The following is a 14,609-nucleotide window of genomic DNA, read 5'->3' as shown; positions in this document are numbered from 1 at the left end:
AATAAATGATTCATAACGATTTGTAAGGGTGAATGCTTGTGGAACGTGTATCGATTTGGAAAGTAACCATTATATTAACCGCTATTTTAGCTTTGTTGTGGCTTAATTATGTTGTTATTGACATCACCCCAACTGAAATTCGACAGATGATTTATCAAGCTGGATGGTTAGCACCCGTTGCTTATCTTGTTATTTATAGCATTCGTCCATTAGTTTTATTTCCAGCGTCGATTTTTTCAATGGTTGGTGGTTTAGCGTTTGGCGTGTTATTCGGTGGGTTGCTAGCTTTAACTGGCGCTACATTAAGTGCTGTGGTGGCCTTTTTTGTGACGAGGAAATTTGGCCATAAGGCTGTCCAATTTAAGGAAAAAGATAAAATCGAACAATATCGTCAGAAGTTCGAAAGCAAAGGATTTTTATATATTTTAATGTTACGCTTAGTACCAGTAATCAACTTTGATTTCATTAGTTATACAGCAGGGTTGGCTCGAGTGTCACTTAAAGACTTTGTGAGAGCGACTGTTATTGGCATAATTCCTGGTACGATCGTTCATAGTTTCGTCGGTGCAAGCATTGCAGAAGGGAGCTCAACAAAATTGATCATTGCCGGATTTTTATTAGTGGTCATGCTCCTCATTCCAGTGATCTGGAACCAACAACTCTTACAAATGATCGAACGAATGAAAACGAATTAAAGGACTAGGAGGATATGAAGATGAATCAACTAAAATCATTACTACAAAAAATTGATCAAAAAAGCTACAAAGGGTATAAAGATGTTCAAGGAAGCTATCAATTTGATGACTACACCTTGTATTTAGATTATGCCCAAGGTGACCCCTTTGCAACACCGTCTAAGATACGTTTGTTTATAAGTGATCAAAGACAGTCTGTTTCTCAAAAATGGCTTGATTCCAAACGCCGTCGTGTATATGTGGAAGATTATCTAGCACGCATCGTTAACCAATCTGTCTTAAATAATAAAATAAATATCAAAGGAAGCGGTAAAAGTGGCATGATTGCAATTGATGCCCCAGACCAAGAAATATTAGAACGAACGGCTGTATCTGTAACCGAAAAGGGCATTACGGTCTGTTTATCAGTTGGCTTACCAGCAAATGGCCGAAAAATTAATGGTAAAGAAGCAGAAAAGCTCTTCTTCCAAGCATTACCTAAAATTATTTCTGATTCCGTGTTATCGCTTGATCCTAATCGCCTTGACCAAACACTAGAGTTAGCTGACCAACATGAGGCGATTCGAGACAAGATGAATGAAGAAGGTTGGATTGCTTTCGTCGCAAATGGTTCTGTTTTGCCAAGAGCAAGCGGGATTAGTTCTAAACCTTTAAAACAAGCAGTCCCATTTGAAAGCCCGAAAGAAAACGAAGTATCATTCTCGATCCCACACCGTCATGAGCCGATTCGAGGCATGGCGATTAAACAAGGTATCACCTTAATAGTGGGTGGAGGCTATCATGGCAAAAGTACACTGCTCGAAGCGCTTGAACTAGGCGTCTATGATCATATTGCAGGTGACGGTCGAGAGTATGTGTTAACAAACCGTGATGCTGTAAAAATCCGTGCTGAAGATGGTCGCAGTGTTTCTAATGTTTCGATTGCTCCATTTATTAATAATTTACCGAACGGAACAGACACACAAGCATTCTCAACCGAAAATGCAAGTGGCAGTACTTCGCAAGCGACTAATGTGATGGAAGCATTAGAAGCAGGTGCTTCAACATTATTAATTGATGAAGACACGAGTGCAACGAACTTTATGATCCGTGATGAACGGATGCAACAACTTGTCGCACCTGATCAAGAGCCAATCACCCCGTTTGTTCATAAAGTGAAACAATTAAGAGATGAGCGTAATGTGTCAACTGTGCTCGTCATGGGAGGTTCTGGCGATTATTTTGACGTCGCTGATGATGTGATTATGATGGATCATTACCAACCGATTAATGTGACTGAACGTGCGCGGCAAATTGCCAGGGAGGATCCTAAAGCTTATGGACAAGCAGATGTGTTCGGCGAATGGTCTCATCGTTCCGTTCAAACTCAGTCGCTAGCCAAGCCAATTGGTCCAAAAGGCAAAGTCCAAGCTAAAGGCAAAACGACTATTATGTTAGGGAAACAAGCTGTTGATTTAGCTCTTGTAGAACAATTAGTAGATGATTCCCAAACAAGAATGATCGCAAATATGTTAAAATATATAGCGGTTAAATACGAAAATGACACACCGAAAACGGTAGCAACATGGTTAGATGCTTTAGAACAAGCAATGGATGAAGAAGGGCTAAGCTTCACTCAAGGTAAACGCCGACATGAACATCCTGGAGATTTAGCTCGTCCACGTCGCTTTGAAATTGCAGCAGCACTTAATCGTATTCGCCACTTACAAACGCGTTAAGTTAAATAGAAAGGAGGGGTTGTGTTGGATATTAACCAGTTAAAACAAGAATTAAAGGACTATTGTGAAGAGATTAATGTTCAGAAGATCGGTTTTGCATCAGCTGAGACCTTTGACACATTAAAACAACGATTGATCACACAACAAACGTTGCAATATCACTCTGGTTTTGAAAAAGGCTCGGTTGAAGAACGCACAACCCCAACATTGTTACAACCAAAAGCTAAATCGATTATTGCGATTGCGCTTGCCTACCCGTCTAAGCTTCATGATGCACCTAAGAATCAAAAAGGAGCACGCCGAGGCCAGTTTGCACGAGCCTCATGGGGGCGCGATTATCATGATGTGTTACGCGAGAAATTAAATCTAATAGGCGAGTTTTTAGAAGCGCGAGTGGGTGATGTGACGTACACATCAATGGTTGATACCGGTGAATTAAACGACCGAGCTGTTGCAGAACGCGCTGGTATCGGTTTTACCGGTAAAAACTCGACTCTAATTACTGAAGAGTATGGGTCTTATGTTTATTTAGGTGAAATGATTACAAATATTCCATTCGAGCCGGATGAACCCCTAGAAGAGGGGTGTGGTGATTGCAATATATGTGTCGACACTTGTCCTACAGGCGCATTAGTACAAGGTGGACAGTTAAATGCCAGTCAATGTATTGCTTATCAAACCTTAACGAAAGATTACTTAGGTGATGAATTCCGCTCGAAAATAGGTAATCGTCTTTATGGCTGTGACACTTGCCAAGTCGTTTGTCCGAAAAATAAGGGTGTTGATTTTCACGTTCATCCTGAGTTTGAACCAGATCCTGAAAGAGTTAAGCCGAAGTTAGAGCCATTACTTACCATGTCTAATCGTGAATTTAAAGACACATTCGGTGAGATGGCTGGTTCATGGCGTGGCAAGAAACCTATTCAACGTAATGCCATCATCGCTCTAGCTAATTATAAGGAAACATCAGCAGTCGATACATTAAATCATGTCATGCAACAAGACCCTCGACCAATGATCCGTGGAACAGCTGGCTGGGCAATCGGGAAAATTGCTCGTCACGATAGTCAATCCCTTATATCGAACGCCTTAGAACGTGAAACAGATGAGGGTGCACGCCATGAAATGAATAAAGGCTTGGAGCTATTGACTGAAAAGGTGGGGGAATAGATGACCGTTTATGTGACAGAATATCAATCACCTGTTGGTCCATTATTTATTGGCGGAACTGAAGATGCATTATATTGGGTGAAATACGGGACAGAACATGACCTGAGAGATCGCTTCGACCGTTGGTTAAACCAACATTTCGGAAATGAAACATTTGTATCCAATGCCGAGGTGCTAAGCAGTGTAACTGATCAATTGGATCAATATTTCCAAGGGAACTTAACTGATTTTGATTTAAATTTTGTTTTTTACGGCACAACATTTCAACAAGAAGTGTGGCAAGCTTTATTAACGATTCCTTATGGCGAAACATGGTCCTATCTCGATATCGCCCAAGCAATCGGACGACCTAAAGCTGTACGAGCAGTAGGTGGTGCGGTCAATCGTAATCCATTTACGGTCGTTGTCCCCTGTCATCGCGTCATCGGAAAAGACGGTTCGCTTGTAGGATATGGTGGCGGTTTAGATAAAAAGAAAACATTACTATCAATCGAAATGGATTCAGACTCAACATTGCTTCATAATATGCTATAATATGCCATGTTTGAATCATTTTAATAGCTGAGGTGGAAAAACAGTGGGTATACATGTTGTTTTATATCAACCAGAAATTCCTGCTAATACTGGTAATATTGCTCGAACTGTACTAGCAACAAAAGGATCGCTTCATTTAATACGACCTTTAGGTTTTTCGACGGATGATAAGATGTTAAGGCGTGCAGGATTAGATTATTGGCATGATGTCGATATTCGATATTATGATTCTTTGGAAGAACTGTATCAATCGTATCCAGAAGGCTCTTATTATTACATCGAGAATTTTGGAGAGAAATATTATTCAGATTTTGATTATAGTAATCAAGACGAAGACATCTTTTTTGTGTTTGGTCGTGAGACAGACGGGATTCCGCATGAGTTACTTGAAGGTAAAGAAGATCGATGCTTGCGTGTCCATATGACAGGGCATGTACGATCGCTTAATTTATCAAATACAGCAGCAATTATCGTCTATGAAGCATTACGTCAACAAGGCTTTCCGCATGTCCATTAAAAAGCACGCATTGGAATTCCAATGCGTGCTTTTTGATATTAGTTTAGATGTTTTATTTGCGTGGTTCACCTGGTGTTGCATCATATCCAGCGGCAAACATAGAGACTAAGAATGTCACACAAATGGTCATAATAATAGGTGCATCCATGGAGAATCCTCCTTTATGATAATCACGTTTGTACAATCATTATAACTTAAAACTTAAATGTTGTGAATGAATAAATCATTTGTTCAAAAAAAGTTCTTGTTCCGTCTATCGTATAATATCCTTAACCACTCGAATAAATTATAGCAAAAACGGGTGGAGGGGATTCTGTGTCAGAATTAACATTAGCTCAATATGTTGATTTGATTAAAAATAGAACTGTAAAGCCTTTGTCTGCACATGAAAGACTTTACCGTGCGTTCACGTGGGGACAGGAAAAAGGAATGTTTGCTCACTTAATTGGGATGGAACATATTCTTAAAGAATTTGAACAACGATTTTTATTACCAGCCGCTAAAAATTATGATACACGGAAACGACTATGGTTATTCGTTGGTCCTCCAGGAAGTGGGAAGTCGACCTTTGTCCAAACATTAAAACAAGTTCTTATTGAATTTTCGAAAACAGAGGAGGGGGCAATTTATCGTTTGGAAGGTTGCCCAATGCAAGAAAATCCTTTGTGGGCATTGCCTAAGAATGAACGAACGAGCATAAAAGAAGAAATTGAGTTAACTATAAGTGGAACGCTTTCTCCCTATAATCAACAACGACTTGAACGGGATTATCAAAACGATTGGCGTCATATGCCTGTAGAACGGATTGAACTTTCAGAGCAAGAACGATTAGGAATTGGAACCTTTATGCCGGGTGATTGGTATACGCAAGACTTATCCGATTTAGTGGGCGATATCGACTATGCGAAGGTCACACAATATGGTACATCATCTGATCCCCGCGCTTATCGCTATGACGGAGAAATTCAAGCAGCTAATCAAGGGTTATTAGAATTGCATGAAGTATTGAAGTGTCGTCACGATTTGCTTTATCCTTTCCTAACTTTAGCTGAGCAATCAATTTATAAAGTATCCCGACAAGCGATGATATTTAGTGACTTAGTCATGATCGGGCATTCCACTTTGTCTGATTGGCGAACATTCGCTGAGGACGAGAGGAATCACAGCCTTTTAAAACGGATGAGTGTATTATTTGTGCCATATAACTTAAATTTGCGACAAGAAGTAGAACATTATAAGCATTACATACATCAAGATGACCAAGATCAATTTGCCCCGAAAGCCTTAGAGAGTGTTGCAGTAACGGCCATCTTATCTCGACTTCAATATAATGAAAATCGGCATATTTATCAAGAAATAGCTAAATTGAGATCAGCAGAGGCTCTTCCATTTCAAAAAGATGACGGTCTAGATGGTCTTGATACGCGTCTCATTCACCGTGTTCTGGACCGATGTATCTCCAGGGATAGTACAGTTACTGCACAAGAGATATTGAAAGAATTGCGCCTTCAAATTGGAGAGGATCTCACGATAGCTAAAGCCTCTAAAGCCTGGTATGATCATTTGATCACATGTGTTCTTAATCATTTCGAAACGGAATTAATTCATCGATTTGAAACTGAAATCATCAATGATTATCAAACGGAATTAAATGAATTAGTCGAGAAAGCTAGCCAGTCACCTGAATTACTAAAACAGTGGTTCGGATTATCTAACGATGTGATAGCCAGTTTTCAAAGCCCACAAAATCGTTTCGATCATCTAGATTCAGAATATCAAAAACTATTTCAGCAAAAACTAATGCAAAATGTGTTACAAAAGTTAAATGGTGAAGATAAGTTAAGAATTGCATTAGCAAAATATTTAGAGGCAATTGAAGATGGACGTTATTCACCATATTTTTCAGAATTGATAAAGTTGGTGAATGAGCGTTATATTATTCATAGGTAGATTAATACATTAGAACATGTCGAAACTAATCACTTCATTGTAATTTTTCATGCGCTAACCTTTTCTATTCAACAATTTTCATATATACTAATTGAAGGTATATAATGTTTTGACATGGGACACTACTGAACAGTTTGTTTTGCCTTAGAATAGGGTATTATAAGAGGTAGATGTTCTTTATAAAACGACAATAAACTTGAAATCAATTTTCTAGAAAGTGATGGGGGTAGTAAATAGTGGCAATCCAAGGGTCTAACGGCAATGTTTGGCATGCTTTTCATGGGCCTAACATGGGTTATGTGGAAGAACAGTATGAGTTATTTCTAGATGACCCTGATGCAGTTGATGAATCATTGCGTCAAATGTTCGAACAATATGGTGCTCCTGATTGGATGGAATCGAGTAACGTACAGACTTCAAGTGGAGGTCAATCCAGCATCAATGACTTGAAGAAGTTAACATCAGCGATGAAGTTAGTTGATGCGATTCGACGTCATGGACACTTAGAAGCAGACATATTTCCAGTTGGAAAACAAGATGATCGTGCGACACCATTAGTTGATCCAAAAACATATGACTTAACAGAAGCTGACTTAAAGCAAATGGACGCTAAAGTGTTAATCGCCAATGTACCAAGTCATGTCAACACGGCTTGGGATTTGATTCAACATTTGAGATCCCGCTATTCAGGTACAGCTTCATTTGAATTCAACCATATCCCAGATGATGATGAACGGGAATGGTTATATAATCATGTAGAAAATGGTGCGATTGACGTCTCGTTAAGCGATGATTATAAGAAAGATTTATTGAAACAACTAGCTGAAGTAGAAGGTTTCGAACAATTCTTAGGTAAGACATTCGTTGGTCAAAAACGTTTTTCTATTGAAGGTATAGACGTCATGGTCCCAATGATTGATCGTTTAGTAAAGAACGGCAATCAAGATTCGGTTGAACATATCCTTATGGGCATGGCTCACCGCGGTCGTTTAAATGTCTTAGCTCATATTCTCGGAAAGCCTTACGAGAAGATCTTTTCAGAATTTGCGCATTCACCTGATAAAGAATTAGTTCCTTCTGAAGGATCTACAGGAATCAATTATGGATGGACAGGTGACGTAAAATATCACTTTGGTGCTGACCGTGAATATGGTGATGAGAACTCGACTAAAGTGACATTAGCACATAATCCTTCTCACTTAGAGTTTGTTAATCCTGTAGTAGAAGGTTATACGCGAGCTGTACAAGATAATCGTCATGAAGCGGGTTACGCTGAGCCTAATTTCGATAAGGCATTCACCATCCAAATTCATGGTGACGCAGCATTCATTGGTGAAGGGGTTGTTGCGGAAACACTTAATATGTCGCAATTAGATGGTTATGAAACAGGTGGTTCAATCCATATTATTGCGAACAACTTATTAGGTTTTACGACAAATCATAAAGATGGCCGTTCACCGAAATATGCGAGTGATCTCGCTAAAGGCTTCGAAATGCCAATCGTCCACGTCAATGCTGATGATCCAGAAGCATGTATGTCAGCTATTGAACTAGCGTATCAATACCGTAAGAAATTCCAAAAAGATGTTATCATCGATTTAGTTGGTTATCGCCGTTTTGGTCACAATGAAATGGACGAACCACGCGGAACTCAACCTAATCTATATCGTGAAATTGACAATCAAAAAACAGCTTACGAGTTGTATGCTGAGACTTTAACAAATGAACAAATTATTGGTGAAGAAGATGCCAAAGCGTATAAAGATCAAGTGTTAGACAGTCTACGTGAAACATATAACAGTATGAAAGAAAATGAAGACGTTGAACACACGATCCCGGATATACCGGAGGAAGTCGTTAATGGTTTAGACAAAATTGAAACAGCCGTTGATGAGTCAACGCTTAAGAAATTGAATGAAGATATGCTTAAGCGACCAGAAGGGTTTAATGGCTTTAAGAAATTAGAGAAAATCCTGCAACGTCGTGAAAAAGCATTTGAAGAAGGCGAGAAAGTTGACTGGGCCCTAGGTGAAGCTTTAGCTTATGCGTCGATTTTAAATGATGGCACACCAATTCGTATGACAGGTCAAGATACACAACGTGGTACTTTTGCCCATCGTCATGCTGTCCTACACGACACAGAAAAACAAGAAACGTACAGCCCATTCCACGGTCTTGAAGACGTTAACCGAGCATTCAGCATTTATAACAGTCCATTAAATGAGACAGGCGTCTTAGGCTTTGAATATGGTTATAGTGTTCAATCAGATGAAACACTTGTCCTTTGGGAAGCACAATTCGGTGATTTTGCTAATGCTGCGCAAGTGATTTTTGATCAATTTATCGCATCTGGTCGAGCAAAATGGGGCCAAATTGCAAGTTTAGTGATGCTTCTGCCTCATGGTTATGAAGGCCAAGGTCCAGAACATTCAAGTGCGCGTTTAGAGCGTTTCTTACAATTGTCAGCTGAAAATAACTGGACAGTGGCTAACGTGACTTCAGCCGGACAGTTTTTCCACTTACTACGTCGTCAAGCAGCGATTGTTGGTACGGAAGCTGCTCGTCCACTCGTTGTCATGTCGCCTAAGAGTTTACTACGTAATCAACGAGTTGCTGTTGATCACGAAGAGCTTTCAGAAGGTAAATTCAAGCATATTTTAGAACAGCATAATACAGGTGAAGATCCTGAAGCTGTTAAACGATTAGTTCTTGGTAGCGGTAAGGTAATGGTAGAGTTAGAAGAAGCAATGGAAAAACGTGATCCATCTGATGCGATTCACCTTGCACGAATCGAACAGATTTATCCATTCCCTGAAAAAGAACTTCAAGAACTACTTAAGAAGTATAAGAACGTTGAAGAGATTATTTGGCTACAAGAAGAGCCGAAGAATATGGGTAGCTGGGATTTCGTTAAAGAACGAATTCAAGATATAAAGAAAGTTAAACAGAAACTCCATTACGTTGGTCGTCCACACCGTTCCTCTCCAGCTGTGGGTGATCCGAATGTATCGAAAGCAGAACAAAGTCGCATTCTTAATGAAGCATTGAAGTTAGATTAAAGGAGGAGAAGGTCGTGAAGGAAATTATTGTTCCAGAGCTTGCCGAATCAATTACAGAAGGTACGGTAGCTGAGTGGTTAGTCCAAAAAGGTGATCAAGTTGAAAAAGGTGACGCAGTTCTTGAATTAGAAACAGATAAAGTAAACGTTGAAGTGAACGCAGATACAGCAGGTGTGATTGCTGAATTACTTGTTGAAGAAGGCGATGACGTTGAAGTTGGTGACGCGATTGCGAAAGTAGATGAAAACGGGGAAGCTTCAGCTAGCTCAGACGATGGTTCAGAAGCTAAGTCTAAAGAAGAGGACAAGGCAGAAGAATCTAAATCAGAGTCTAAAGAAGAAACGAAACAAGAAGCCAATGAAGTAAGTGAACAAGAACAGGAAGAAACATCACAACAAGATGCTGAGCAACCTGTTGCTTCACCAGCGACACGCAAACGTGCACGCGAACTTGGAATCGACTTAAACGAAATCAAACCGAAAGATCCAGTTGGCCGCATTTCGAAAGAAGACGTTGAAGCGGCAGCAAAAGAGAAATCTGAAGGTAGTAAGAAACAAGAAAGTAAGAAAGACGATAAATCAGCTGAGAAAACAGAATTTGAAAAACCAGTTGATCGCGTGAAAATGTCACGTCGTCGTCAAACAATTGCGAAGCGTCTTGTTGAAGCGCAAGAACAATCCGCAATGTTAACGACATTCAACGAAGTCGATATGACAAATATTATGAATTTACGTAAAGAACGTAAAGACGAATTCGAACAGAAGCACGGCATTAAGCTTGGATTTATGTCATTCTTTACGAAAGCCGTTATCGGTGCACTTAAGGAATTCCCATTACTTAATGCGGAAATTCAAGGTGACGAAATCGTCATGAAGAAATTCTATGACATCGGTATGGCTGTATCGACTGAAGAAGGTCTTGTCGTACCAGTTGTTCGCGATGCTGATCGTTTAAGCTTTGCGGGCATTGAAGGTCAAATTATGGATGTGGCTAAGAAAGCACGTGACGGACAACTATCCATGGGTGACCTACAAGGTGGTTCATTCACCATTACTAACGGTGGTATTTTCGGTTCATTACTATCGACACCAATCTTAAATACACCTCAAGTTGGTATTTTAGGCATGCACAAGATTGAAAAACGTCCGAAAGTTATGCCTGATGACAGTATTCAAGTACGTCCAATGATGTATCTTGCGGTATCATATGATCACCGCATTGTTGATGGTCGTGAAGCTGTACAGTTCCTAGACCGCGTGAAACAAATGGTTGAAGACCCATATGACCTATTACTAGAAGGTTAATGAATAATGGATTCCCACCCTCGCATAACTTATTGCGAGGGTGTTTTTTGTGAGAGGAGTGATTGATCATCCATTATCACAGTCCTTACTATATTCATGGTCATACGAGTTGGCAGCTAGTTGAACAAAATCATGAAAGAGGTAATCAAAGTGCGCAACCTTTGAATGGTGATAGCCCCTTATCTGAACAAGATTTAATCCAATTTATGGGTTCTTATAAACAAAAATCAGAATATACTTATCGAACCAATAAACGTCAAACTTGGCTCAAGCATTTCCGTACATCAAAACCTATCCCAGATTGCAAAATACGGCAACCAATTAAGATTAAACAAACAGATGTTAGATACGTGTTAATGATTGATAGTTCTCGTTCTATGAAACAAGGAAATTTTTTAGAGTGGGTGGATCATCGTGATTTCACAAAGTACCAGCATATCTTTCTTCATCGGGAAAGAATTTATCCCTATCCACATGAAGGATTGACGAAGAAACACTTGGAAGGAGGGACTTCATTTTTAACTCCGATTCAGATGTTGATCACCGTAGCTAAACAGTGTGATTTATTAGTCCATTTAGATCACATAACAGACGGTCATGTTAGTCAAGAAGAGCAGAAGAAGTTAAATGATGCCCTTGTTAAACCTATTTTATCTTACCGACAAATCAGGCCATAAGATGAATTGTCGCATTATTCAACAACGATTTGACCAAATAATCTAAAATTTACTAAAAAGATGCAAAAAACAAAAATTTTCGAGAAAATTTAGGTATATATGATTGCGTTTTCATAAACTAATTGATAAAATGCAATAGCATAACTGTTAATCATTTATTTTTATAGGGGGAACGAAAATGGATATAATTTTAGGTTTGTTAGCCATTTTAGCTGTCATTGGACTAGCTATGTTAATGTCTAACAATCGTGGTAAGATTCCATTCAAGGGAATTATTATCATGATTCTATTGCAACTATTTGTTACATGGTTCATGTTCCAGACAGAAATTGGCCAAGATATTATTAAGGGTATTGCAGCTGTCTTTAACAAATTGATTGAATTTGGTACAAACGGTGTTAACTTTGTAGTTGGTGGTATAGCTATTGAAGAAGGCGCAAGTGTATTCTTCTTTGACGTACTTCTAATCATCGTTTTCTTTGCGACCATTCTCTCAGTCTTAACTTACCTTAAAGTACTACCTTTATTAATCAAATACTTAGGTGGTGCGCTTTCATTCTTAACTGGTTTACCGAAGATCGAATCTTTTACAGCGGTAAATAGTATGTTCTTTGGTCAGTCTGAAGCGTTAATCGCGGTTCAGTCACAGTTTCATAGGATCACAGAGAACCGTCTTTATATCGTATCGGCTTCTGCCATGGGCTCTGTATCAGCATCAATCATTGGTGCTTATATGCAAATGCTTCCGGATGAATATGTTTTAGTAGCGATTCCGCTTAACATGTTCAGTGCTTTAATTGTTGCTTCAATCATTGCACCACCAGTTGTGGAAGATAAAGATGATGATGTTGATATTGATGACGTAAGTGGAGCAAAAAGTATATTTGAAGCGATGGCAAATGGTGCCCTTGATGGTGGTAAAATTGCCTTAATCGTTGCGACAATGTTAATTGCATTCCTAGCATCGCTAGAATTAGTGAACTATATTGTTGGTGTAGTAATCCCTGTTGAAGGGGCATCACTAGAAGCAGGTTTAGGTTACCTATTACTACCATTAACATTCCTAATGGGTATTAATCCTGGCGAACTAGTTGATGCTGGTAGTATCATGGGTCTAAAAATTGTCACGAACGAATTCGTTGCAATGTTAGAACTAGTTGACATGCAAGACCAGTTCTCTGAAAAGACAATGGGTATCGTATCTGTATTCTTAACAAGCTTTGCGAACTTCGGTTCAATCGGTATCATTGCCGGTACTGTTGCTGGTATTGATTCTGAAAAAGGTAAGACTGTCTCTCGTTTCGGTCTTAAACTATTAACAGGTGCGACTCTAGCATCAATCCTTTCAGCAACAATCGCTGGTTTATTCCTATAAACCTATCAATATTGAAAAGATCCATCTTCACACTACGTGAAGATGGATCTTTTTTTGATTGAGTTAAGATTGTTAGACACTCTCTCCGGATTGTCTAACAAATTTGAAGGGTTATTTAACACTCTCTGCGGAATGTTTAACAAACTTGAAGAAATGTCTAACAATCTAAGCGGATTGTTAAACAATTAAGGTTTGGGAGCTATATTTGTTGTTTTTGGTCGTATCGTTTAAACATATAGATCAATCGTCCAATTAAAATCATAGCACCAACTGCTAATCCAACAATCAGCCCTACCCAGTATCCGAATGCATCGAGTGATGTCCACGCAGACATGGCAATTCCAGACGGTAGACCTATTATCCAGAATGAGATAAACGCGATGACTAAGGTTACATTGACATCTTTATAGCCACGCAGTGCGCCTTGGATAGGTGTTCCGAACCCGTCTGAAATTTGAAAGAAGACAGCAAAGATCAGAAATTGCTGCATTAAGCTAATGACTTCAGGATGATCGCTGTAAAGCTGAGCAACTTCTTCTCGTAAGAAAAAGATAAAAGCACCACTGATCAGAGCGACCATTAGTCCAGAACTAATACCCATCAAACTATACTGTTTCGCGTCTTTCATGCGCCTGCCCCCGACTTCAAAACCAACAGCAATGGTAAGAGCCATAGCAATCGCTAGTGGCAGCATGTAAAAGATCGTCGCGTAGTTCATCGCCGCTTGGTGAGCTGCTACGGTATATGTATCATAGCGACTAATCATTAACGTCACAGCCGCAAAAATACTTGTTTCAAAGAAAATCGTAAAGCCAATCGGCACGCCAATCTTCAGCTGTTCTTTCCAAGCTTTAAGTGACGGCTTAATCCAATTACGAAACACTTGATATCGCCTAAACGGCAACACACGATGAATAATCACCACAGCCACAATCGAAGAAATCATATAAGATAAAGCAGATGCGATCCCAGCACCAATTCCACCCATTTCAGGCATACCAAATTCACCGAAAATAAACATATAATTAAACAACGCATTGAGTGGTAGGGCTAATAATATAATGAACATAGAGATTTTCGTCTGGCCTAATGCATCAATAAATGATCGTAATAAGTTAAATGAGAATAAGAAGATCATGCCACAGCCTAAGGCGACTAAATAATATTTCGCAATATGTTGAACTTCAGTTTCTAAGTTGAGCAACCCGAGTACAGGTTCTAAAAATATCACTCCTGCCAGAAAAATAACAAAGGACATTCCGGCTGCTAAGTATAACCCTTGTTTGACTTTGTATGGAATCATGTCCTTATCACCAGCACCTAATAATTGAGCGGTAATCGGTGAAATGGCAATTAAGATTCCATTAGTCCCTGTTAAGATCGGTACCCAAAGTGAAGAGCCAACCGCAACGCCGGCTAAATCTTCTGCTGACGCTTGACCAGCCATGACTGTATCGAAAACATTCATAAAATAAATGCCGACTTGCGTAATTAGTATCGGAATTAAGATGCGAATAAATAGTTTGAATTTATCTGAAATCGAGTCTGTCGGATACATTTTTTGCTCCTTCCTATACTCGTTGGCGTAAATCTTTGCTAATATGTCATTA

General features: G+C 39.3%; 10 protein-coding genes and 1 pseudogene. 10 read left to right on the top strand and 1 reads right to left on the bottom strand.

Translation table 11 applies throughout. The features are described 5' to 3' along the window. Window positions 1–38 precede the first annotated feature (38 nt). The 10 genes and pseudogenes from FHR85_RS12205 (at window position 39) to FHR85_RS12160 (ending at window position 12,999) form a co-directional block, all read left to right on the top strand. Window positions 39–695: a VTT domain-containing protein gene (locus FHR85_RS12205; protein WP_167263676.1), complete on the top strand. Its 657-nt coding sequence runs from the start codon at window positions 39–41 to the stop codon at window positions 693–695. Window positions 696–715: 20 nt separating this feature from the next. Then, the gene (locus FHR85_RS12200; RefSeq protein WP_167263674.1) at window positions 716–2,413 is read left to right on the top strand and encodes an ABC-ATPase domain-containing protein; all 1,698 of its coding nucleotides are present in this window, start codon (window positions 716–718) and stop codon (window positions 2,411–2,413) included. Window positions 2,414–2,437: 24 nt separating this feature from the next. After that, on the top strand, window positions 2,438–3,583 hold the full coding sequence (gene queG / locus FHR85_RS12195; protein WP_167263672.1) for a tRNA epoxyqueuosine(34) reductase QueG: 1,146 nt from the start codon (window positions 2,438–2,440) through the stop codon (window positions 3,581–3,583). Further along, a complete protein-coding gene (locus tag FHR85_RS14530) occupies window positions 3,584–4,117 on the top strand; it encodes a methylated-DNA--[protein]-cysteine S-methyltransferase (RefSeq protein WP_167263670.1) in 534 nt (177 codons plus the stop codon). Between the two features lie 43 nt (window positions 4,118–4,160). After that, on the top strand, window positions 4,161–4,634 hold the full coding sequence (locus tag FHR85_RS12185) for a TrmH family RNA methyltransferase (RefSeq protein ID WP_167263668.1): 474 nt from the start codon (window positions 4,161–4,163) through the stop codon (window positions 4,632–4,634). A 315-nt stretch (window positions 4,635–4,949) separates the two neighbouring features. Further along, window positions 4,950–6,584 (top strand): hypothetical protein, encoded by a 1,635-nt coding sequence (locus tag FHR85_RS12180; RefSeq protein ID WP_167263666.1) that lies wholly within the window; start codon window positions 4,950–4,952, stop codon window positions 6,582–6,584. 290 nt (window positions 6,585–6,874) lie between these two features. Beyond that, window positions 6,875–9,716, top strand: a pseudogene (locus FHR85_RS12175) (2-oxoglutarate dehydrogenase E1 component). Next, complete coding sequence (odhB, locus tag FHR85_RS12170; protein WP_167263663.1) at window positions 9,658–10,947, top strand: 2-oxoglutarate dehydrogenase complex dihydrolipoyllysine-residue succinyltransferase; 1,290 nt, start codon at window positions 9,658–9,660, stop codon at window positions 10,945–10,947. Before FHR85_RS12175 ends, odhB begins: the two are co-directional and overlap by 59 nt. Window positions 10,948–11,009: 62 nt before the next feature. Continuing rightward, a complete protein-coding gene (locus FHR85_RS12165; protein ID WP_167263661.1) occupies window positions 11,010–11,624 on the top strand; it encodes a hypothetical protein in 615 nt (204 codons plus the stop codon). Window positions 11,625–11,802: 178 nt separating this feature from the next. Beyond that, the gene (locus FHR85_RS12160; RefSeq protein ID WP_167263659.1) at window positions 11,803–12,999 is read left to right on the top strand and encodes a NupC/NupG family nucleoside CNT transporter; all 1,197 of its coding nucleotides are present in this window, start codon (window positions 11,803–11,805) and stop codon (window positions 12,997–12,999) included. Window positions 13,000–13,198: 199 nt separating this feature from the next. On the opposite strand, the gene FHR85_RS12155 is transcribed toward FHR85_RS12160, so the two are convergent. Next, on the bottom strand, window positions 13,199–14,557 hold the full coding sequence (locus tag FHR85_RS12155; RefSeq protein ID WP_167263657.1) for an MATE family efflux transporter: 1,359 nt from the start codon (window positions 14,555–14,557) through the stop codon (window positions 13,199–13,201). Between the last annotated feature and the right edge of the window lie 52 nt (window positions 14,558–14,609).

The organism is Alkalibacillus almallahensis, assembly GCF_011761495.1.
Classification (GTDB): domain Bacteria; phylum Bacillota; class Bacilli; order Bacillales; family Alkalibacillaceae; genus Alkalibacillus; species Alkalibacillus almallahensis.
Note: the sequence above shows the minus strand (reverse complement) of the source record. Positions and strands in the feature narration are given on the sequence as shown.

Excerpts from the sequence above, each read along its gene's own strand:
- FHR85_RS12200 (WP_167263674.1), top strand. The coding sequence starts at position 716 with ATGAATCAACTAAAATCATTACTACAAAAAATTGATCAAAAAAGCTAC.
- FHR85_RS14530 (WP_167263670.1), top strand. The coding sequence starts at position 3,584 with ATGACCGTTTATGTGACAGAATATCAATCACCTGTTGGTCCATTATTT.
- FHR85_RS12160 (WP_167263659.1), top strand. The coding sequence starts at position 11,803 with ATGGATATAATTTTAGGTTTGTTAGCCATTTTAGCTGTCATTGGACTA.
- FHR85_RS12155 (WP_167263657.1), bottom strand. The coding sequence starts at position 14,557 with ATGTATCCGACAGACTCGATTTCAGATAAATTCAAACTATTTATTCGC.